At 65.4% G+C, this 19,518-nt stretch carries 25 protein-coding genes; 17 read left to right on the forward strand and 8 right to left on the reverse strand.

The genetic code is table 11. From position 1 onward, the window contains the following. Window positions 1-8 precede the first annotated feature (8 nt). The 12 genes from ccoO to J2X67_RS12640 all read left to right on the forward strand — a co-directional run bounded on the left by ccoO (window position 9) and on the right by J2X67_RS12640 (window position 9,123). Window positions 9-638 carry a cytochrome-c oxidase, cbb3-type subunit II gene (ccoO, locus tag J2X67_RS12585; protein ID WP_309953429.1) on the forward strand — a complete coding sequence of 210 codons (630 nt, stop codon included), beginning with the start codon at window positions 9-11 and terminating at the stop codon, window positions 636-638. Window positions 639-651: 13 nt separating this feature from the next. Next, window positions 652-792, forward strand: coding sequence for a cbb3-type cytochrome c oxidase subunit 3 (locus J2X67_RS12590; protein WP_309953431.1), 141 nt, complete (start codon window positions 652-654; stop codon window positions 790-792). 19 nt (window positions 793-811) lie between these two features. Further along, complete coding sequence (gene ccoP / locus J2X67_RS12595; RefSeq protein ID WP_309953433.1) at window positions 812-1,726, forward strand: cytochrome-c oxidase, cbb3-type subunit III; 915 nt, start codon at window positions 812-814, stop codon at window positions 1,724-1,726. Between the two features lie 10 nt (window positions 1,727-1,736). Continuing rightward, on the forward strand, window positions 1,737-3,179 hold the full coding sequence (gene ccoG / locus J2X67_RS12600) for a cytochrome c oxidase accessory protein CcoG (RefSeq protein ID WP_309953434.1): 1,443 nt from the start codon (window positions 1,737-1,739) through the stop codon (window positions 3,177-3,179). A 10-nt stretch (window positions 3,180-3,189) separates the two neighbouring features. Continuing rightward, the gene (locus tag J2X67_RS12605; protein WP_309953436.1) at window positions 3,190-3,480 is read left to right on the forward strand and encodes a FixH family protein; all 291 of its coding nucleotides are present in this window, start codon (window positions 3,190-3,192) and stop codon (window positions 3,478-3,480) included. Continuing rightward, window positions 3,477-3,728, forward strand: a complete 252-nt coding sequence (locus tag J2X67_RS12610; RefSeq protein ID WP_281150193.1) for a hypothetical protein — start codon at window positions 3,477-3,479, stop codon at window positions 3,726-3,728. The genes J2X67_RS12605 and J2X67_RS12610 overlap by 4 nt, the downstream gene beginning before the upstream one ends. Continuing rightward, the gene (gene hemN / locus J2X67_RS12615; RefSeq protein WP_309953438.1) at window positions 3,725-5,137 is read left to right on the forward strand and encodes an oxygen-independent coproporphyrinogen III oxidase; all 1,413 of its coding nucleotides are present in this window, start codon (window positions 3,725-3,727) and stop codon (window positions 5,135-5,137) included. The genes J2X67_RS12610 and hemN overlap by 4 nt, the downstream gene beginning before the upstream one ends. A gap of 2 nt (window positions 5,138-5,139) precedes the next feature. Beyond that, the gene (locus J2X67_RS12620) at window positions 5,140-5,850 is read left to right on the forward strand and encodes a sulfite exporter TauE/SafE family protein (protein WP_309953439.1); all 711 of its coding nucleotides are present in this window, start codon (window positions 5,140-5,142) and stop codon (window positions 5,848-5,850) included. A gap of 91 nt (window positions 5,851-5,941) precedes the next feature. Continuing rightward, window positions 5,942-7,126, forward strand: coding sequence for a fatty acid desaturase (locus J2X67_RS12625; RefSeq protein ID WP_309953441.1), 1,185 nt, complete (start codon window positions 5,942-5,944; stop codon window positions 7,124-7,126). Window positions 7,127-7,150: 24 nt separating this feature from the next. Next, window positions 7,151-7,735: a hemerythrin domain-containing protein gene (locus tag J2X67_RS12630; protein ID WP_281150197.1), complete on the forward strand. Its 585-nt coding sequence runs from the start codon at window positions 7,151-7,153 to the stop codon at window positions 7,733-7,735. 47 nt (window positions 7,736-7,782) lie between these two features. Further along, window positions 7,783-8,205: a universal stress protein gene (locus J2X67_RS12635; RefSeq protein ID WP_309953443.1), complete on the forward strand. Its 423-nt coding sequence runs from the start codon at window positions 7,783-7,785 to the stop codon at window positions 8,203-8,205. A gap of 126 nt (window positions 8,206-8,331) precedes the next feature. Then, entirely contained in the window at window positions 8,332-9,123 is a 792-nt protein-coding gene (locus J2X67_RS12640; RefSeq protein ID WP_309953445.1) for a Crp/Fnr family transcriptional regulator, read from the forward strand. 20 nt (window positions 9,124-9,143) lie between these two features. On the opposite strand, the gene J2X67_RS12645 is transcribed toward J2X67_RS12640, so the two are convergent. Further along, window positions 9,144-9,419 (reverse strand): hypothetical protein, encoded by a 276-nt coding sequence (locus tag J2X67_RS12645; protein WP_309953446.1) that lies wholly within the window; start codon window positions 9,417-9,419, stop codon window positions 9,144-9,146. Window positions 9,420-9,641: 222 nt separating this feature from the next. Here J2X67_RS12645 and J2X67_RS12650 point away from each other — a divergent pair, with 222 nt between their 5' ends. Continuing rightward, entirely contained in the window at window positions 9,642-10,784 is a 1,143-nt protein-coding gene (locus tag J2X67_RS12650; protein ID WP_309953448.1) for a hypothetical protein, read from the forward strand. Window positions 10,785-10,795: 11 nt separating this feature from the next. On the opposite strand, the gene J2X67_RS12655 is transcribed toward J2X67_RS12650, so the two are convergent. The 3 genes from J2X67_RS12655 to J2X67_RS12665 form a co-directional block, all read right to left on the reverse strand. After that, window positions 10,796-11,500 (reverse strand): SDR family oxidoreductase, encoded by a 705-nt coding sequence (locus tag J2X67_RS12655; protein ID WP_309953449.1) that lies wholly within the window; start codon window positions 11,498-11,500, stop codon window positions 10,796-10,798. A 37-nt stretch (window positions 11,501-11,537) separates the two neighbouring features. After that, window positions 11,538-12,539 (reverse strand): NADP-dependent oxidoreductase, encoded by a 1,002-nt coding sequence (locus J2X67_RS12660; protein ID WP_309953451.1) that lies wholly within the window; start codon window positions 12,537-12,539, stop codon window positions 11,538-11,540. Window positions 12,540-12,664: 125 nt separating this feature from the next. Next, the gene (locus tag J2X67_RS12665; protein WP_309953452.1) at window positions 12,665-13,264 is read right to left on the reverse strand and encodes a TetR/AcrR family transcriptional regulator; all 600 of its coding nucleotides are present in this window, start codon (window positions 13,262-13,264) and stop codon (window positions 12,665-12,667) included. Between the two features lie 97 nt (window positions 13,265-13,361). On the opposite strand from J2X67_RS12665, the gene J2X67_RS12670 reads away from it, so the two are divergent. Next, complete coding sequence (locus J2X67_RS12670; protein WP_309953672.1) at window positions 13,362-14,441, forward strand: RNA methyltransferase; 1,080 nt, start codon at window positions 13,362-13,364, stop codon at window positions 14,439-14,441. Window positions 14,442-14,533: 92 nt separating this feature from the next. Further along, on the forward strand, window positions 14,534-15,328 hold the full coding sequence (locus tag J2X67_RS12675; RefSeq protein WP_309953454.1) for a DUF899 domain-containing protein: 795 nt from the start codon (window positions 14,534-14,536) through the stop codon (window positions 15,326-15,328). A 42-nt stretch (window positions 15,329-15,370) separates the two neighbouring features. Here the strand turns inward: J2X67_RS12675 and J2X67_RS12680 are convergent, their stop codons facing one another. Together J2X67_RS12680 and J2X67_RS12685 are read right to left on the reverse strand one after the other, a co-directional pair. Further along, the gene (locus tag J2X67_RS12680; RefSeq protein ID WP_157613215.1) at window positions 15,371-15,793 is read right to left on the reverse strand and encodes a DUF6766 family protein; all 423 of its coding nucleotides are present in this window, start codon (window positions 15,791-15,793) and stop codon (window positions 15,371-15,373) included. After that, the gene (locus J2X67_RS12685; protein WP_309953457.1) at window positions 15,790-16,248 is read right to left on the reverse strand and encodes a low affinity iron permease family protein; all 459 of its coding nucleotides are present in this window, start codon (window positions 16,246-16,248) and stop codon (window positions 15,790-15,792) included. The genes J2X67_RS12680 and J2X67_RS12685 overlap by 4 nt, the downstream gene beginning before the upstream one ends. A 230-nt stretch (window positions 16,249-16,478) precedes the next feature. Between J2X67_RS12685 and J2X67_RS12690 the strand changes: the two genes are divergently transcribed. Continuing rightward, entirely contained in the window at window positions 16,479-16,967 is a 489-nt protein-coding gene (locus tag J2X67_RS12690) for a DUF2231 domain-containing protein (RefSeq protein ID WP_309953459.1), read from the forward strand. A gap of 29 nt (window positions 16,968-16,996) precedes the next feature. Here the strand turns inward: J2X67_RS12690 and J2X67_RS12695 are convergent, their stop codons facing one another. Beyond that, the gene (locus J2X67_RS12695; protein ID WP_309953461.1) at window positions 16,997-17,977 is read right to left on the reverse strand and encodes a tripartite tricarboxylate transporter substrate-binding protein; all 981 of its coding nucleotides are present in this window, start codon (window positions 17,975-17,977) and stop codon (window positions 16,997-16,999) included. Between the two features lie 239 nt (window positions 17,978-18,216). On the opposite strand from J2X67_RS12695, the gene J2X67_RS12700 reads away from it, so the two are divergent. Continuing rightward, a complete protein-coding gene (locus J2X67_RS12700; RefSeq protein ID WP_309953463.1) occupies window positions 18,217-18,765 on the forward strand; it encodes a MarR family transcriptional regulator in 549 nt (182 codons plus the stop codon). A 39-nt stretch (window positions 18,766-18,804) separates the two neighbouring features. On the opposite strand, the gene J2X67_RS12705 is transcribed toward J2X67_RS12700, so the two are convergent. After that, a complete protein-coding gene (locus J2X67_RS12705; protein ID WP_309953465.1) occupies window positions 18,805-19,500 on the reverse strand; it encodes a GntR family transcriptional regulator in 696 nt (231 codons plus the stop codon). Window positions 19,501-19,518 lie beyond the last annotated feature (18 nt).

The raw sequence follows: 19,518 nt of genomic DNA on the forward strand, positions 1-19,518 counted from the left end.
AAGCAGCCATGAATACCAAAACCGAAACCAAGACCGGCTTCACGCACGAGAAGGTGGAAACCAACAACCTGCTGATGATCGTGCTCATCCTGGTGGTGGTGGCCATTGGCGGGCTGGTCGAGATCGTGCCGCTGTTCTTCCAGAAGTCGACCACCGAAGCCGTCCAGGGCCTGAAGCCGCCCACGGCGCTGCAGCTTGCGGGCCGCGACGTGTACCTGCGCGAGGGTTGCTACAACTGCCACTCGCAGATGATCCGTCCGTTTCGCTCGGAAACGCTGCGCTACGGCCACTACTCGGTGGCCGGCGAGTTCGTGTACGACCACCCGTTTCAGTGGGGCAGCAAGCGCACCGGCCCCGACCTGCACCGCGTGGGCGGCAAGTACAGCGACGAATGGCAGCGCATTCACCTGAACAACCCGCGCGACCTGGTGCCCGAGTCGAACATGCCGGCCTATCCGTGGCTCGGCAAGAGCCTGGTCGACTCCGAAGCCATTCCGCGCCGCATGCGGGCACTGCGCCGGGTCGGGGTTCCGTACACGGACGAAGAGATTGCCGGCGCCGCTGAAGAGGTTCGCGGCAAGACAGAACTGGACGCCACCGTGGCGTACCTGCAATCGCTGGGCCTCACGCTCAAGTAGGAAGCACCGAACCATGACCGACATCACCACCCTGCGCGTTGCCGCAACCGTTCTGTGCTTTGTGCTCTTCGTGGGCATCGTGGCGTGGGCGTTCGCCCGCCGCAACACGGCCCGCTTCGAGGAAGCCGCCCGCCTGCCGTTCGAGCAAGACTGAAGAAGAAGAGGGGCCCCCGATGAGCGATTTCGTCAACAACTTCTGGTCCAACTACATTGCCGCCGGCACCGTGCTGAGCATTCTCGGATGCATGCTGCTGCTGTGGCTCACCGCCCGCAAGCGCGTGCCGTCCGATGCCGACAACACCACGGGCCACGTGTGGGACGAAGACCTGCGCGAAGCCAACAACCCGCTGCCGATGTGGTGGGTGGGGCTCTTCGTGCTGACCATCTTCTTTTCGGCCGGCTACCTGGTGATCTTTCCGGGCCTGGGCAGCTTCAGCGGCCAGGCCAACTGGAGTACCGAGTCCGAGTACGGCACCGAGGTGGCCAAGGCCAACCAGGCGTTGGCACCCGTGTATGCCGCCTTCGACAACATGCCCGCGGAAGAGGTTGCCCGCAGCCCGAAGGCCATGGCCATCGGCGAGCGGCTCTTCATGAACAACTGCTCTCAATGCCACGGCTCCGATGCGCGAGGCAGCAAGGGCTTTCCCAACCTGACCGACAAGGACTGGCTGCATGGCGGCGCGCCCGAGAAGATTGCCGAGACCATTACCAAGGGCCGCACCGGCGTGATGCCTCCCATGGCTGCGGCGGTGGGCTCGCAGGACGACGTGAAGAACCTGGCCAACTACGTGCTCAGCCTTTCGGGCGAGCCGCACGATTCGGTGCGCGCGGGCCTCGGAAAGTCGAAGTTCACGGTGTGCGCGGCTTGCCATGGCATTGGCGGTGTCGGCAACCAGGCCGTGGGTGCGCCCAACCTGAGCGACAAGGTGTGGCTCCATGGTTATGGCGAGGCGGCCATCGTGCAGATCGTCAACGCCGGCAAGCACAGCCAGATGCCCGCCCAGGAAGGCCGGCTGACCGAAGCGCAGATCAAGCTGCTTTCCGCATACGTCTGGGGGCTTTCGAACGCACCCGTTGCGGGGCCCTGAAGGCGACGCCATGGACTCATCGGCACCCGCGAGACCGGCCCCGCGCAAGATCATTCCCATTGCTGCCGCAGAACCGGAAGCGGTGGGCCTGTACGAGGCCACGAAGAAGATCTACCCACGCACCGTTCGCGGCATGTTTGCGCGCTGGCGCTGGGCAATGGTCTTTCTTACCCAGCTGGTCTTCTACGGCATGCCCTGGGCGCAGTGGGGCGAGCGGCAGCTTGTGCTGTTCGACCTTGCGGCGCGGCGCTTCTACATCTTCGGACTGGTGCTGTACCCGCAGGACCTGATCTATCTTTCCGGCCTGCTGGTGGTCAGCGCGCTGGCGCTCTTTCTCTTTACCGCCGTGGCCGGGCGGCTGTGGTGCGGCTATGCCTGTCCGCAGACGGTGTACACCGAGATCTTCATGTGGGTGGAGCACAAGATAGAGGGCAACCGCACCGCGCGCATGCGGCTCGACGCCGAACCGATGTCGACCGAGAAGCTGGTGAAGAAGTGGTTCAAGCACCTGGTATGGATCGGCATTGCGCTGTGGACCGGCTTTACCTTCGTGGGCTACTTCACGCCCATCCGCGAACTGGGCATGGCGTTCCTGCAGACCCGAATGGGCTCGTGGGAGGTGTTCTGGGTGTTCTTCTACGGGTTCGCGACCTACGGCAACGCGGGTTTCATGCGTGAGCAGGTGTGCAAGTACATGTGCCCGTATGCGCGCTTCCAGAGCGCCATGTTCGACCGCGACACGCTCATCGTTACCTACGACCCCAAGCGCGGCGAGCCGCGCGCACCGCGGCGCAAGGGCCTCGATCCGCGCAGCATGGCGCTCGGCGACTGCATCGACTGCGGGCTGTGCGTGCAGGTGTGCCCCACGGGCATCGACATTCGCCAGGGACTGCAGTACGAGTGCATCGGCTGCGGCCTTTGCGTGGACGCCTGCGACACGGTGATGAAGAAGATGGCCTATGCACCGCGCCTGATCCGCTACGACACGCAGAACGGCATGGAAGCCGGCTGGACGCGCCGCCAGCTGGTGCGCCGCGTGCTGCGCCCCCGTGTGCTGGTCTACACCGCCGTGCTCGCGCTGCTGGTGGCGGGGCTGCTTGCCAGCCTGGTCACCCGCACGCCGCTGAAGGTCGACGTGGTGCGCGACCGCGCATCGCTTGCCCGCATCGCCGAAGGCGGCCGGCTCGAGAACGTCTACCGGCTGCAGATCATGAACGCCACCGAAGAGCCCCGCGGCTATCGCATTGCCGCGCACGGCATCGAAGGGCTGAGCGTTTCGCCGGACGAGCGGATCACCGTCGGCCCCGCCCAGTCGCGATGGGTGGCCGTGCGGCTCCAGGTGCCCTACGGCGCGGCATCGGCCGGCTCGCACACGGTGTACTTCGACATCAGGGAAGAGGGCGCAGGCGCGGTGCAGGTGTCAGAAAAAGCGGTGTTCCTTGTACCGCGCTGAAGGAATCGAAATGGACGCAACGAGAAACGAACTGTCGGTGCCGCAAGACGCATGGTGGCGGCATCCGCTGCTGTGGATGGTGATTGCGGGGCCGGCGCTGGTGGTGGTCGCGAGCTTCGTGTCCTTCTGGTACGCCTGGGGCACGCCCGATCCGCTGGTCTCGGAGGACTATTACCGCCGCGGCGTCGAGATCAACAAGACCCTGGCCGACAAGAAGCTGCTGCCCGCGCTCGCCGGCAGAAACCACGCGGCAACGCCGGCCGAAGCCGTGCCCCTGCCGCGCCGAGAGGCCGCGCCATGAGCAGCTCGCCCCGGTTGATCAGCATCCTTTGGCCGTCGTTCTTGCTGGCCTGCGCCATCGAGATCCTGGTGTTCGCGCTGGTCGATCCGGCCGACCTGCACTGGGGCGGCGAGGCGCTGCGGATGTCGCGCCAGGGCGTCTACACCGTGGCTTTCTTTCTTTTCTGGGGCATGGCGGCGGCCTCCAGCGCATTTACGGCGCTGCTGGCCGAGTCGCCGCCCCGCGAGTTTTCGGGACGTGTGCAATGACATCGCCTTCCACCGCCCGCGCACAGGTTACCGGCGCCGCACCCCTGCCGGCCTCCGTGCTGCGGCAGTTCGACGTTGCAGGGCCGCGCTATACCTCCTACCCCACCGCGGACCGCTTTGTCGACGCCTTCGGTGCGGACGACTACGCATCGGCGCTCCGGGCGCGGCGCGACGCCGGAGCCTCCGCGCCGCCGCTTTCGCTCTACGTGCATATTCCGTTTTGCGAATCGCTCTGCTACTACTGCGCATGCAACAAGGTGGTGACGCGGCACCCCGAAAGGGCCGTGCAATACCTTGCCTACCTGGAGCGCGAAACGCTGCTCCAGGCCGCGCAGCTTGGCCGGCGCGCTACCGTGAGCCAGTTGCACCTGGGCGGCGGCACGCCCACTTTCCTGAACGACGCGCAGCTGGGCGAGCTTCTTGCCATGCTGCGCAGGTCGTTCGACCTTGCCGCCGGCGGCGAGCAATCCATCGAGATCGACCCCCGCACCGTCGATGCGGCACGGCTCGCCAACCTGGCGGCGCTGGGCTTCAACCGGCTGAGCTTCGGCGTGCAAGACTTCGACCCCGACGTGCAGAAGGCCGTGCACCGCATACAGCCGGCGCACCAGGTGTTCAGCCTCATGGCCGATGCGCGGGCGCTGGGCTTCAAGTCGATCAACGTCGACCTGATCTACGGCCTGCCGCGCCAGAACGACGCGTCTTTTGCGCGCACCATGGAGCAGATCTGCGAGCTTCGGCCCGATCGCATTGCGCTTTATGCCTACGCGCACCTGCCAGAGCGCTTCAAGCCGCAACGCCGCATTGCCGCCGAAGACCTGCCCGACGCCGAAACGCGCGTGCGCATGCTCTCCAGCGCCATTGCAACGCTCACGGCCGCGGGCTACGTCTACATAGGCATGGACCACTTCGCGTTGCCCGACGATCCGCTGGCCGTGGCCAAGCGGCAGGGCCGGTTGCAGCGCGACTTCCAGGGCTACAGCACCCAGCCCGAGGGCGACCTGGTCGCGCTCGGCGTTTCCGCCATCGGCCGCATCGGCACCACCTACAGCCAGAACGCCAAGACGGTGGACACCTATTACGACCTGCTCGACCAGGGCCATCTTCCCGTGGTCCGCGGCATTGCGCTCTCGCGCGACGATGTACTGCGGCGCGCAGTGATCATGGCGCTGATGTGCAAGGGCCGCGTGGGCTTCGACGACATGGGCGAAGCGCACCGCATCGATTTTCGGCATCACTTTGCTGCTGAATTCGCGGCCCTCGGGCCGCTGGCTGCGCAAGGCTTTGTGCGGGTTACCGACCACGACGTCGAGGTGACCTCGGAAGGATGGTTCGTGGTGCGTGCCATCGCCATGGTGTTCGACCGCTATTGCCGCGACAACCGCACCCGCTTTTCGCGCGTGGTCTGAACATGCAGGCCGCGCTCGCCGGTGCCGCTTTGCTGATGGGCCTGGCCGGCGGGCCGCACTGCGTGGCCATGTGCGGTGCGGCATCGGCCGCGGTGATCCGAATCGTGCCGGTTGCTCTTCCGGCGGGGCCTGGCGCGGCGGGCGGCACCGCACCGGCTGCGCAGGCGGCTTTTCACATCGGGCGCATCGCGAGCTACGCCGTGGCCGGTGCCCTGGCCGCAGCCAGCGTCAACAGCCTGGCACTGGCTGGCACGCAAGTGGCCGCGCTCAAGCCGCTCTGGATGCTTCTGCACGTGTTCGTCTTTGCCTGGGGCGCCATGCTCGCCATTGCGGGCCGCCAGCCCGCATGGGCGCGGCGCATCGGGCGCACGCTCGAAACCCGGCTTCGCTCGCACGCAGCGGGCACGGCCTGGGGCGTGCTGGCAACCGGTGCGCTATGGGTTGCAATGCCTTGCGGGCTGCTCTATTCGGCACTGCTGCTCGCCAGCCTGGGCAACGGGCCATTGCAGGGCGCGCTGGCAATGGTGCTGTTCGCCATTGGCAGCGGCCTCTCGCTGGTGCTTGCGCCCTGGCTCTGGCAGCGGCTGCGCTTGAGCGGCGGCGACAAGGGCCAGGCCTGGGGTGCGCGCCTTGCAGGCGTGTTGCTCGCGGCCGTGGCGATGCAGGCACTCTGGGCCGACCTCAGCCACCAGATCGGCATCTGGTGCAGCTGAGCGGGTGCGAGCACCGCTCGCGTTGTTGACCTGTATCAAACGCACCGGGGCGGCTGCTTCGCAAAATGCCCCAACTGTTCCAGAGGTGCCAATGCAATCCGTCCTGTTCTCCGGAGTTTTCGATCTTCCATGGTGGGGTGCCGTGCTGGTGGCGCTCGCGCTCACGCACGTCACCATCGCGTCGGTCACCATCTTCCTGCACCGCCACCAGGCGCATCGCGCATTGGAGCTGCATCCGGTGGCCAGCCATTTCTTTCGCTTCTGGCTGTGGCTGACGACCGGCATGGTGACCAAGGAATGGGCGGCCGTGCACCGCAAGCACCATGCAAAGTGCGACACGCCCGAAGATCCGCACAGCCCGCAGGTGTTCGGGCTCTCGCGGGTGCTGTGGGGCGGCGTGTTTCTCTACATCCGCGAGAGCAACGTAGAGCAGACCATTGCACGCTACGGCCACGGCACGCCGGACGACTGGATCGAGCACAAGCTGTATTCGCGCCACAAGATCCTGGGCATCGTGTTGATGGGCATGCTCGACATGGCGCTCTTCGGCGTGGTGCCGGGCGGGCTCATCCTGATCACGCAGATCGCGTGGATTCCGTTCTGGGCCGCTGGCGTGGTCAACGGCATTGGCCACTACTGGGGCTACCGCAACTGGGAGGCGCAAGATTCCAGCACCAACATCTCGCCGATCGGCATCCTGATTGGCGGCGAGGAGCTGCACAACAACCATCACGCCTTTCCCAGCTCGGCCAAGCTCTCCAGCAAGTGGTACGAGTTCGACGTGGGCTGGCTCTACATTCGCGTGCTGCAGGCGCTCGGCCTTGCCACGGTGAAGCACGTCGCGCCGACGGCCCGGCTTGCCGCGCCCAAGCCGAACGTCGATCTGGAAACCGTGCAGGCGGTCATCCGGTGCCACTACGACGTGCTTTCGAGCTACGGCCGTTCCCTCAAGCAGGCCTACGCCGAAGAGTTCGGCCGGCTGCGCCGTCTTTCGCCGCGCGAGGCGCGCTCGCTGCAAGCAGTGAAGCACTGGCTTCCCAAGGACGAACGCATGCTCGACGAGGCGCGCCGCGCGCGGGTTGCAATGGCTTTGCGCGGTTCGCATGCGCTGGACACCATGTACTCGATGCGCAGGGAACTGACTGCGCTGTGGAGCCGTTCCGCTGCAACGGGCGAACAACTCGTCAAGCAGCTGCAGGACTGGTGCCACCGGGCCGAAGCCAGCGGCATTGCGCCGCTGGCCGAGTTCTCCAGGCGCCTTCGTTCCTACGCCTGAGCCGGGCACGCACAGGAGCCGTTCATGACCCACGCGACCATTCGCATCATCCGCCAGGAGCATGCGGCACTTGCCGCGATGCTGCGCTCCATCACCATGCTGCTCGAGCAGCATCGCCGCAAGGCCACGCGGCCCGACTTCGCGGCCCTGCGGGCGATGCTGTTCTACGTGGACGAATTTCCCGAGAAGCGCCATCATCGCAAGGAGAGCGAACTGCTGTTTCCAAAGCTGCGCGCCAGAACGCCGATATCGCGCGAGTTGATGGACCGGCTCGACAACGACCATGCCTGGGGCGAGCGAAAGGTCCGCAATGTCGAGCATGCGCTGCTCGCGTTCGAGATGCTGGGCGAATCGCGTCGGGCCGCCTTCGAAACCGCCATGGCTCAGTACGTCGATTTCTACCTGGACCATATGTCGCTCGAAGAACGCGAGATTCTCCCGCTCGCAGAGCGGGTGCTCACCGCCGAAGACTGGCGCGAACTCGACGAGGCCTTCGGCAGGAACCGCGATCCGCTCACCGGCTACCGGCCCGAGCGGGAATACGAGGCGCTTTTCACCCGCATCGTGAACATCGTGCCGGCGCCCATCGGGCTTGGCCCCGCTGCCTAGCGCCACCGGGCATCCTGCCCGTCTTCAAAAAACACCCAAGGAACATCATGAAAATTCTTCTCGCAGTCGATGGCAGCGAATACACCGCCCGCATGCTCGACTACATCGGCGCGCACAAGGAATGGTCGAACGCGGGCCATGCATTCACGGTGTTCACCGCCGTGCTGCCCGTGCCGCACAGGGCAGCGGCTTTTGCAGGGCCCGACCTCGTGCACACCTACTACGACGACGAGGCTCGCGTTGTGCTGGAGCCCGTGCGCGCAGCCCTGGCCGCGCGCGGCATAGAGGCGGCGTTTGCGCACAAGGTCGGACACGCGGCAACCGAAATAGCCGCATTTGCGGAGCACGGAAAGTTCGACCTCCTGGTGATGGGCTCGCGCGGGGAGGGCGCGCTGTCGAACCTGGTGCTGGGGTCGGTGGCAATGAAGGTGCTGGCCCGCTGCTCGGTGCCCGTGCTGCTGGTGCGCTGATACACGCCGGACACAAACCATTCACGGAGCGTTACCCACCGACTCCTGCTGTTGTCATTGTGTTGCCGGGCGCTTCATAGCATCCATCCATCGACCCGCGATGCACACAACAACCAGGAGCCCCTCATGTTCAACACGTCCCAGACCCAAGCTGCCCCGGCACCGGCGATGACCGGCTTTCTTGCCGCAGGTGCAGTGCCGAAGGCGAGCGTGGAGTTGCAGGAGCGGGCCAGCCACAAGCTGATGGAGACCCAAAAGCTGCTGAAGGAGCGCCTGGACCCGCAGCGCCGCGTGGTGCATGCCGGCGACGTGATCTACCAGGCCGGCGAGCGCTTCGGCAACCTCTACATCCTGAACTCGGGCTTGTTCAAGATCGTGAACCTCTCGGCCGACGGGCGCGAGCAGGTGGTGGGCCTCAAGTTTCGCGGCGACTGGCTTGGCTTCGATGGCATTGCCGGCGGCCGCTACTCGTGTGACGCGGTGGCCATGGACACCGGCGAGGTCTGGGTGGTTTCGTATGAAACGCTCTTGTCCGCCGCCCTTGCCGAACCGGCCTTGCTTCAGGTGTTCCACACCGCCATGAGCCGCGAGATCGCCCATGATCGCGATTCGCTCATGTCGGTGTGCACGCTGCCGGCCGATGCACGCGTGGCGGACTTCTTGCGCTACTGGGCCGAATCGCTGGCCGAGCGAGGCATGCGCACCGACCAGATCACGCTGCGCATGACCCGCGCCGAAATCGGCAACTACCTGGGCATGACGCTCGAAAGCGTGAGCCGCGCACTCTCCAGGCTGGCGCGCGACAAGGTGATCGAGTTTGTGGAAAAAGGCCGCCGCGATGTGCAGATTCCCGACGTGGGCGCCTTGTCTGCCTTTGTGCAGCGCTGCCTCGCACCCGCGCCCGCCATGCTGCAGTAAGCGGGCGCCACGGGCCGCGGCTACATCAGCCGCAATCCCCGGTTGAATTGCAGAAAGGTCCTGATGGGCGGCGGCACGTCGCCCATCTTCGCTATTTCGGCGCGGCCGTCATCGGTGATGCGAATTACCGTTGCCATGCGCGACGACACATAAGGTGAGGTCGGCTTGAGCGTGGTGATCTCGGCCTCTATCAAGCCGGTCGCCAACAGCACTGAAACATGCCGGACTTCATCCGGATTGGCAACGCGCACCGGAAGCTGCACATGCTGCAGCCTGTTCAAGAACGATAAAGGCATTCGATTCTCCGATTGCAGGTGTTGGACCCTTGCGGGGGAGCACCTCCTGGGCAATCTGGATGCCCGAACCGCGTCCCCCGTCGCGGCTTGCCAGTTGTAGCTGCTGCCCGGGTTTTTACCTATGCGCCAAATGGCTATGGTCAGATGAATCTGGGGTAGCAGAAAGTCTTACTGCATATATCGCGGTGAATTGTTCCACCCGTTGTCTGGTACAAAAGGCAGATGACCGTTCCGCTCGCGGTTTCCATCGTCGATCTGTTGCTCGGACTGGAACTCGGTTCCACTGCGGAGCCGGCTCGCAATCGCTGCTCGCTCGAAGGCCTCGCCTGGAAAAAATCCGGGGAGGAGGGCGCGTTCGAAGTCTCGGTGCAAGCACTCGAAGCGACATCGCTGCGGCTCGCGTCGGGGCCGCTGGTGCTCGAGATCGGCCGCATTGCGCTGCGTGAAGTCACCGCGCAGGTGCGCACCAATGCCGGCGTGCCGCGCCTTTCCTCCATCAAGGCAGTCGAAGCCGAACTCTCGGGAGTGAAGCTGCAGGGGCCCTTTGTCGTGTCGCCGCATGTCCAGGCGGCATTGCAAGCCTTGCAGGGAGCGGCCGGCGCAGTGTCGCCTGCCACTGCCACTGCCACCGCCAGTGCACCCCAAGCGGCCAGCGACGGGACCCTCGGCCCGCTGGGGGCGGCCGAGGGCACGATTCGCGGTCGGATCACCGATGCGCATTTGCTGTTCGACGCCGACGTGACGGTGCCCATCCGCCGCGGGCAGATCGACTTCAACGACGCAACGGTCGAGCATGTGGGACCGGATTCGCGCATGGGCGTGAGCCGGCTCGGCCTCTATGTCGACGCGCCGAACGGGCGCAGCTACCTGTACCAGTTTGCCTCGGCGCCCGTCGCCGGCGTGGAGTTCGAGCAACGCGGGGCCTTGTTGAGCCCGTGGGTTTCCGAGCGCGGCAAGCTGCACCTGCAACCCTTTGCCGAAGCGATGCTGCGCCAGTGGTCGGGAGGCCAGGGCCAGGGCTTGACCGAGCAGGCACGCCTGCTGCTGGGCCGCACCGCGCTTTCAGGCGAGGTGCAGCTTGGCGACGGACTTTTGGCGGTGCCCGGGGTGCAGGCACTCATGCAGGGCAGCGGCCAGGGCCGCAACGCAGTCGGCCTGCGCTCCGATGCCCTCGGCCGCGGCCTGACTGTCGAGATGGCGTCGCTGTCGGCTGGCAATGCGTCGGCAAAGTGGCGGGGCGCACAACTGGGCTGCGACAGCATGGCGGGGCGGCTCAGGCTCCAGCTGCTGGTCGAAGGCGCGCAGATGCGCTTCGTCGCCGAAATCGAAAATTGCAAGCTCGGCGGCCTGCGGCTCGATCTTTAGGGGCGGCCGGCTCAGGCGGCCTGCGGAAGGTAGCTGGGCCGCGGCGCCGTCATGCCGCGCTTCAGCTGCTGGGTGAGCTCGTCGGCCAGCACCTCGTCTTCGCCCGCCTCGAGCCCGTCGAGCGCGCGCTTCACGATGTCTTCGGGGCTGGTCTTGGGAACGTCGAACCCGCGCGTCAGGTCGGTATCGACATAGGCCATGTGCAACCCCAGCACCTGGGTCTGCTGCGCCGAGAGTTCGCTGCGCAACGCGTTGGTGAGCGACCATGCTGCCGACTTGCTTGCCGAATACGCCGCCAGCTCGCCGCCGTTGGCCCACGACGCGGCCGACAGCACGTTGAGCAGCGCGCCGCCGCCGTTGGCCTTGAGGATCGGCGCGAAGGCCTTGCTCATGCGCAGCACCGCGAAGAAGTTGGTTTCGAAAATGCGCCGCGAGACCTCTTCGCTGTCGGCGGCAAGAAAGCCTCCGGGCTGGGCAATGCCGGCGTTGTTGATCACCAGCGTCACGTCGGACGCCAGTGCTGCGGCAGCTGCCACGTCTTCGGCGTTGCTCACGTCAAGCCGCAGTGCCTGAACGCCCGGCTGCGTAACCGCCACGGGGTTGCGTGCGCCGGCATACACCTTGCGCGCGCCGCGGGCGAGCAGCTCGCGCGCAAACACCAACCCGATGCCGCGATTGGCGCCGGTGACGAGGGCAACGGAATTTTCGATCTTCATGGGAATCTCCAGAGGGGGGTATGTGGACGAACGAAGCTCACTTGACCTTGATGACGACCTTGCCCTTTGCACGGCCTGCTTCGACATAGGCCAGGGCTTCATTGGTGGACTCGAACGGGAACACGCGGTCCACCACCGGTCGGATGGCGCCGGCCTCGAACAGGCGGGTGATCTCGCGCAGCTGGCTTCCGTTCGCCCTCATGAAGAGAAACGAGTAACCGACCCCGCGTGCCTTGGCCCTGCGCCTGATGCCGGCGCTCAAGAGCCGCATGGCGAGTTTCACGAAACCGGGCGCGCCGCTTTCCTTGCCGAATTCAGGGTCGGGTGGTCCGGAGATCGAGATGAGCTTGCCGCCGCGCTTGAGCACGCGAAGCGACTTTTCGAGTGTCTTGCCGTCCTGGCTGTTCAGCACCACGTCGTAGTCCTGCAAGACATCCTCGAAGTCCTGTGTGCGGTAGTCGATCACCACGTCCGCACCCAGGCTCTTGACGAGCGCTGCATTGGACGCGCTCGTTGTCGTGGCTACCGTTGCGCCCAGCTGCTTGGCCAGCTGGATCGCAAAAGTGCCCACGCCGCCTGAGCCCGCCTGGATAAAAACCTTCTGGCCCTTCCTGAGGCCGGCTTTCTCGACCAGCGCCTGCCAGGCCGTCAACGCGACCAGCGGAATGGAGGCTGCTTCTTCCATCGACAGGCCCTTGGGCTTGAGCGCGAGCGACGCCTCCTTCACGGGTACGAATTCGGCAAAGGTTCCAATGCGGAAATCATCGGGGCGCGCATAGACCTCGTCGCCCGGCTTGAACTGCCGCACCCGCGCGCCGGCCTTCACGACCACTCCCGCCACGTCGTGCCCCAGCACCAGCGGCAGTCGATAGGGCAGGATGAGCTTGAACTCGCCGTCCCTGATCTTGGAGTCCAGCAGGTTCACGCCGGCGGCATGTACCTCGATCAGCACCTCGTCGTCGCGTAGCTCCGGCGTTGGCATGTCTACCGCTCGCAGCGGCCGCTTCTTGCCGTACCGGTCAAGAACAAAAGCTTTCATGGTCTTCCTTGTTACCTGGCGGACCCAGGTCTGCGAACGGCAACGATGCCGGAGTATTTATCTTTAATTCGCATGATGTTCATCATATTTTTAGACGAGAAAACAGGCATTGGCTGGGAGGCGATTCAGGCTGCGCCCAGGTGCTTCAGCGCGGCTTCGCAGAGGCTTGAAGACAGCGCGGGCTCGTCGACCGCACGCGCCAGCAGCAGCGCGCCCACCATGGTGGCCACGGTGGCGAGCGCCCGTTCGTGCGCGCCGGGCTGGCCCCAATCGGGCGACTGGCGGGCGACGAGATCGATCATTTCCTTGACGTGGCGCGTGGTAACGCGGCGCACCTCCGGCGCCTGGCGCGGCGTTTCAGAGCCCAGCGCGGCAAGAGGGCAGCCCAGCTCGACCTGCGTCACGTGCTCAGGCGAGAGATAGGTGCGAAGCATCAGCGCCAGCGCTTGCTCCGGCGGCACGCTCGCCGCGACGTTGACCGCCACTGCGGCCGACTCGGCGCACGCCCGGCTGGCCGCTTCGGCCAGCATCGCTTCGCGCGACTCGAAATGTGCATAGAAGGCGCCGTGAGTGAGGCCGGCTTCCTTCATGATGTCTGCGACTCCGGTTCCGCCGTAGCCGCTGCGGCGAATGGCCCGCGCGGCCGCAGACACGATGCGCTCGTGCGAGTTCTCCTTGGCCGAGGTTCTGGTTCCGTGCTTTGCTTTTCGCATGATGTGCATCATACATGTTCAGGCAAATCACGTACATCCGGGCTTCGGCGCATGCCGCCTCCGAATGGCCGCCGTGCACAATCTGCCGCATGTCGACCTTCTTTCAGTGATGCGAATACACGAACTCAAGCAACGGCTGCGCGAAGCCGGCGCGGGCCCCAGCCACGAGCAGCGGGTTTTGCGGCTGTGGTCGCATGCGCTGCCCCGCAACAGCGGCAGGCGCTTGCCCGGGAGCTTCTTTCCGTCTTCGCTGCTCGAAGCCCTGCCGTCGATCGAGGCCGAGCTTGCGGGCCTGGCGCGCATCCACACCGTGCATCCCGGTGCCGACGGCTCCGAGCGGCTGCTCGTTGCCCTGGCGGACGGCCAGACAGTGGAGAGCGTGTTGCTGCCCCGTGACGGCCTGTGCGTGTCGTCGCAGGTCGGGTGTGCCGTGGGCTGCCAGTTCTGCATGACGGGCCAGGGCGGACTGCTGCGCCAGGTAGGAAGCGCCGAAATCATCGCGCAGGTGGCCCTCGCGCGCATGCGCCGGCCGGTGCGCAAGGTGGTGTTCATGGGCATGGGCGAGCCGGCCCACAACCTGGACAACGTGATCGAGGCCATCGAACTGCTCGGCACAGTGGGCAACGTCGGGCACAAGAACCTGGTTTTTTCCACCGTGGGCGATCCGCGCGTGTTCGAGCGCTTGCCTCAGGAACGCGTGCGGCCCGCGCTGGCGCTCTCGCTGCACACCACCAATGCCGAGCTGCGCAAGAAGCTCCTTCCGCGCGCGCCGGGCATGGCGCCCGAAGAACTGGTCGACGCAGGCGAGCGCTACGCCAGGGCCACCGGCTACCCGATTCAATACCAGTGGACGCTGCTCGAAGGCGTGAACGACGGACCGGACGAGATCGAAGGCATCGTCAGGCTGCTTTCGGGCAAGTACGGCGTGCTGAACATGATTCCCTTCAATGCAGTGGACGGCGTGGCGTTCGGCCGTCCGTCGTGGGAGCGCTGCAAAGAGATGGCGCGTGCGCTGCACCAGCGCGGCATTTTGACCAAGCTGCGCAACTCGGCGGGGCAAGACATCGACGGCGGCTGCGGCCAGCTGAGGGCGCGCGTGGCCGGGGTGCCGGTGCGCTTCGCTGAACGGCGGCAGGGCAATCCCGCCAATCTTGTTACTCCCGGCACTCGGCAGCCCGCGCCAAACTGACTCCTGTCCGCCAACGAGCGGCAAGCAAACAGCAAACAGCCCTTGCTTCGGCTACGAGGCGCGGGCGTTTGCCAACCCAGGAGATTTCAGCAATGACAGCATCCATCGAGAACGCACCGCAAGGCCCGCAGCCTGCCATGAACACGCCTCCCGTCGTGTCGCCCAAGGCGTGGCAAGCGGCCTACGAACAACTGCTGGTACAGGAAAAAGCGAACACCCGCGCGCGCGATGCACTGGCCGCCGAGCGCCGGCGAATGCCGTGGACAGCCGTTGAGAAGGCCTATGCCTTCGAAGGCCCCGCAGGCAAGGCGAGCCTGGCAGACCTCTTCGAAGGACGGCGCCAGTTGATCGTGTACCGCGCCTTTTTCGAGCCCGGCGTATTCGGCTGGCCCGAGCACGCTTGCCGCGGCTGCTCCATGGTGGCCGACCAGGTCGCCCATGTGGCGCACCTGAATGCGCGCGACACTACGCTTGTCTTCGTCTCGCGTGCGCCGCAGCAAGACATTGCGCGGCTCAAGGCGCGCATGGGTTGGAAAATGCCGTGGTTCACGCTCACCGACAGCTTCGATGCCGACTTTGGCGTGGACGAATGGCACGGCACCAACGTGTTCTACCGCGACGGCGAACGCGTGTTCCGCACCTACTTTCTCAACAACCGCGGCGACGAGCAGATGGGCAATACCTGGAACTATCTCGACATCACACCGCTGGGCCGGCAAGAGGTGTGGGAAGACTCGCCCAAGGGCTATCCGCAGACGCCCACCTACAAGTGGTGGAACTGGCACGACAGCTATGCAGCCGATGCAGCGTCCGACAAGAAATGGGCCGAGGTAGCGGCGGCCGGCGAGGCGGCCTTCCGCGAGGAGAGCGCTCGCGCCAAGTCTTGATGCGCGGCTTGAGGGGTGGCTTGAGGGGCGCGGCTTCTCGCGCTACTTCGAGGAGTCCTGCTTGGCCATCTTCGTCCAGCGCTGGTCGGTGTGCCTGCCCGCATATTCCTGGTCGATCTCGTCGATCAGCTTGTCGGCATTCTTCGGGTCGACCGCCGCCAGGATGGCGTCGATCTTGGCCTCCATGCGGTCGTCGCCTTCCTTGGATTGCGGCGAACCGACATAAAGAAGAAACGCCAGCCCGCCAATCTGCCAGATCAGCTGCAGGAACTCCGATTGCCAGTTTTCCAGCGTGTCACGCGACATCTGGATGAGGTAGCCGGACATCTCGGGCGGCACGCCAAAATTCTTTTGCTCGTCGACATAGGCGAACCAGCCAAAGACCCAATGGCCGACCAGCGACACGAGAAAGAAGCCAAGGGTGACCCATCCATAGCCGTACAGTTTCCAGATCGATTTCTTCATGTTGTGCTTTCCGCTCGGGTTGCTTTTTCGGTGGCGCCCTTTTCGGAGCCGCCCTTATGGGCGCGGCGCGCACGCTCATCGCGCGTCTTGTCCAGGGCCGCATGGCTCATCTTTGCAGCTGCCTCGCACTTTTCGTGGAGCACGGCCAGCTCCTTGTCGGTGAGCTTCTCGATGCCGATGAACTCGTCGCCGGCGCTCGAAGAACGAATCAGTTCGTCCAGCTTGGTTTGAAGCGCCACGCCGTCGCGGTTTTGCGTGTTCTGGATAAGGAACACCATCAGGAACGTGACGATGGTCGTGCCCGTGTTGATGGTCAGTTGCCAGTTTTCCGAAAAGTCGAAGAAAGGTCCGGCAACGGCCCACGCAACGACCAGCGCGATGCACAGCAGAAACGCGAATGGACTGCCGGCTGCGCGTGCGGTGGCATTCGCAAAGGTTGCAAAGAACTTGTCCATGGCTGAAAGGGTGCTGCATCGGCAGCAGCAGGGCGTCATCCATCGCCGATAAAACGCGGCTGAAAATTCCCACTGCGCCTGTGAGGAGGCGTGCCACCTGCGGGTTGAATGCACGGCCACAGGTAAGTAACCAGCAGTAGGAGAGTACCGACCTGCGCTGGCGGTGGTTGCTTGCGCAGGCGCGCTGCCGTAGTGGCTCAGATGACGCCCTCAGTCAATGGAGGTGACCCATGCACGCAAGAGTTCGTCTTCTCGGCCATCCGGTGCACCAGATGCTCGTGGTGTTCCCGCTCGGGCTGCTCGCAACGGCGGTGGTGTTCGACATCATTTACCTGGTCAGCGACAGCCAGGTCATGGCCGCGGTGTCCTACTGGATGATCGCGGCGGGCCTCATCGGCGGCCTTCTGGCCGCGCCTTTCGGCACCATCGACTGGCTGGGCATTCCTGCCGGAACGCGGGCCAAGCGCATCGGCGCAATGCACGGCGGCGGCAACGTGCTCGTGCTGTTGCTCTTCGCCCTGAGTTTTTTCCTGCGCGACACGGCCTATGCACCGGGCCTTGCCCAGATGGTGTGGTCGTTCGCCGGCGCAGCCATTGCACTGGTTACCGCCTGGCTGGGCGGTGAGCTGGTCGATCGGCTGGGCGTAGGCGTCGATGAAGACGCGGGCATCAACGCCTCAAGCTCGCTGCACAAGCGGCATGTTGCCGCCGGCAAGTAGAAAAGAAAAGGCTCGCTGGGGCGCGCTGCTCAGGGCTGGAAGCCCGACCGGCGCACCACCGGCTCCCATTGCTGGCGGAAGGCCTTCAGCATTTGAACCGTCTCGGCCTGCGTGCTGACGATGGGCGTGATGTACGCGGCATTGGCCGCCTTCTGCAGCGCCGGGTCTTGCATCACCTCGCGGATGGCCGTGGCCAGCAACTGCACCTTGGCCGGCGGCATGGTGGCGGGTGCGAAGAAGGTGTTCCAGCCGTCGGCGTCGATCTTCATGCCGGCCTCGCGGAAGGTGGGAATGGCCGGGGCGAAGCTCACGCGCTTCTTGCCCGACACGGCCAGGATGCGGATCTTGCCGGCCAGGTGCTGGCCATAGAGCGAGTCGAGCGTGTCGATGGCAATCGGCAGGTTGCCGCCACTCAGGTCGGCCGACAGCGGCGCCGATCCGCCGTAGCCCTTGATCTGCGGCTGCACGCTGAGCGCGTCGCCCACCATCAGGCCGAAGAAGTGGGGCAGGCTGCCGGTTGCCGGCACGCCGAAGACGGCCTCTTCCGGATGTGCCCAGAGCCGGCCCACCAGGAACATCGCGCGGTCGAGCTGCAGCTTGTTGCCAACGGCCAGCGCAAAGTCGTAGCTGCTGACCTGCGACACCGGCACGAAGTCCTTGTCGGGGTCGTAGCCCGCGTCCTTGAACACCAGCGGCGCCACCACCATCACCGCGGGGTTGCCGAGCATCAGCACGTTCTGCCCCGCGGGCGCACGCTTGACCTCCTTGGCCGCCAGCCGGCCGCCTTCGCCGGGGCGGTTTTCGACCGTGGTTGCCACGCCAAGCCTGGCGCCGAGCCGCTCCGCCACCAGGCGGGCGATGCGGTCGGTGCTGCCGCCGGCCGTGTAGCCCACCACCAGCGTCAGCGGGCCATCGAGAGCGGGTGCCTGGGCATGGGCCAGGGGGGCGGCGCACGCGCCGAGCGCGAGGCACCACGCCGTGAGCCTTCGGCGGGAAAGAAATAGGGACATGAATCCTCCTGCTGCTGCGTTGTTCGGTACGCGTGATGGCGAACGGGGCGCGCGCAGGGTTTCACGGCGACAATCGCCGGCCTACGTTTCGACCCGTGTAATTTGTTACCGAGTTTTACGCAGGCAATAACAGTTGATCTAATCCATCAATTTGCCGCTGAGGCGTGCAAGTCACAGCTGTTTCGTCGCCACATCGTCAATCAACCAGCCCGACCTTTTCCATGCACGGCACGCAAGGCATGCAAGCTTTACCGGACGCAGGCGCCTTGCGCGCCCCGCAATCCCTGGACGACCTGCTGTTGTACCGGCTCTCGCGCGCGGTGCGCACCAGCAGCGGCATGGCCACCCGGCTGGTGGAGGGCGGCTTCGGCATTACGCGCCGCGAGTGGGGAATGATTGCCACGCTGGCGCAGCAGGGCGAAATGAGATCGTCCGCGCTGGCCGCGCACCTGCACCTGGACCGCGTGCGCACCTCGCGCGGCCTGCGTGGCCTCGTCGAGAAAAAGCTGGTGGCACGGCGGCAAGAGGCCGAAGACCGGCGTGAAGTGCACGTGCGGCTGAGCGCGTCGGGCCAGGAGCTCTACGAAAAGGTGTTTCCGCGCATCGCGGGGCTCAATACCGATCTGCTCCAGGGCATCGAGCCGGCGCACCTGGACGTCTTTTTGCGTTGCCTCCAGCACCTTGAAGAGCGCGGCAATGCGCTCAGCGCGCAGGGTGTGGTGGCAGAGAAGGCCAATCGGCGCTCGGGCGGCACGCGGCACCGTTGGCCGGAGCCCGGCACGGCCTAGCGGTGCCAGTTGCCCCGCGGCAACCTCGCAGTTGCGCCTTCAGTTCCCCGGCACGATAAAGCTGGGATGCCGCGCGCAAATTTCCGGCAGCGAGCTGAGCGTGCCCGAAAGGTGCTCGCGCAGCGCCTTCTGCGCGCCTGCGCTGTCGCCTTGCGCAATGGCACGCACGATGGCGCGGTGGTCGCGAAGAATCGCCTCGGTCTTGCCTGCGGTGGGCAGGTGCAGGCGCCGCAAACGGTCGACGTGGCCCGACACGCGGCTCACCATGTCCCACAGGCTCGGTACGCCCGCGGCTTCGTACATCAGGTGATGAAACTTGCGGTCGGCGCCCACAAAGTCGCTGTACTGCCGCTCGGCCGCCAGCGTTGCCTGCAGCGCGATTTGTGTTTTGAGTTGCGCCACAAGGTCGGGTGTGGCCTGCGCGGCCAGCTGGTGCACGATCTCCAGCTCGATCGACAGGCGCAGAAAGTGTGCCTGCCGGGCCGCGTCGACGTCGATGCGGCTCACCAGCGTCGCGTGCTGCGGAAACACATCCACCAGGCCTTCTTCGGCCAGACGCAGCAAGGCCTCGCGCACGGGCGTCTGGCTTACGCCGAACCTGTCGGCCAGCTCTTGCCTCACAAGTACCGTGCCGGGCACCAGTTCGAGCGAAAGAATGGCGTCGCGCAGCTTCTCGAGCACCTGTGGTGCTGCGAGGCGCGTGCGGTCGAGTCGGATCCGGGTGAGGGTGGTCATTCGCTGGAATTTTCGCTT

Origin of the sequence: Variovorax sp. 3319, from assembly GCF_031456585.1 — a bacterium.
Classification (GTDB): domain Bacteria; phylum Pseudomonadota; class Gammaproteobacteria; order Burkholderiales; family Burkholderiaceae_C; genus Variovorax; species Variovorax paradoxus_P.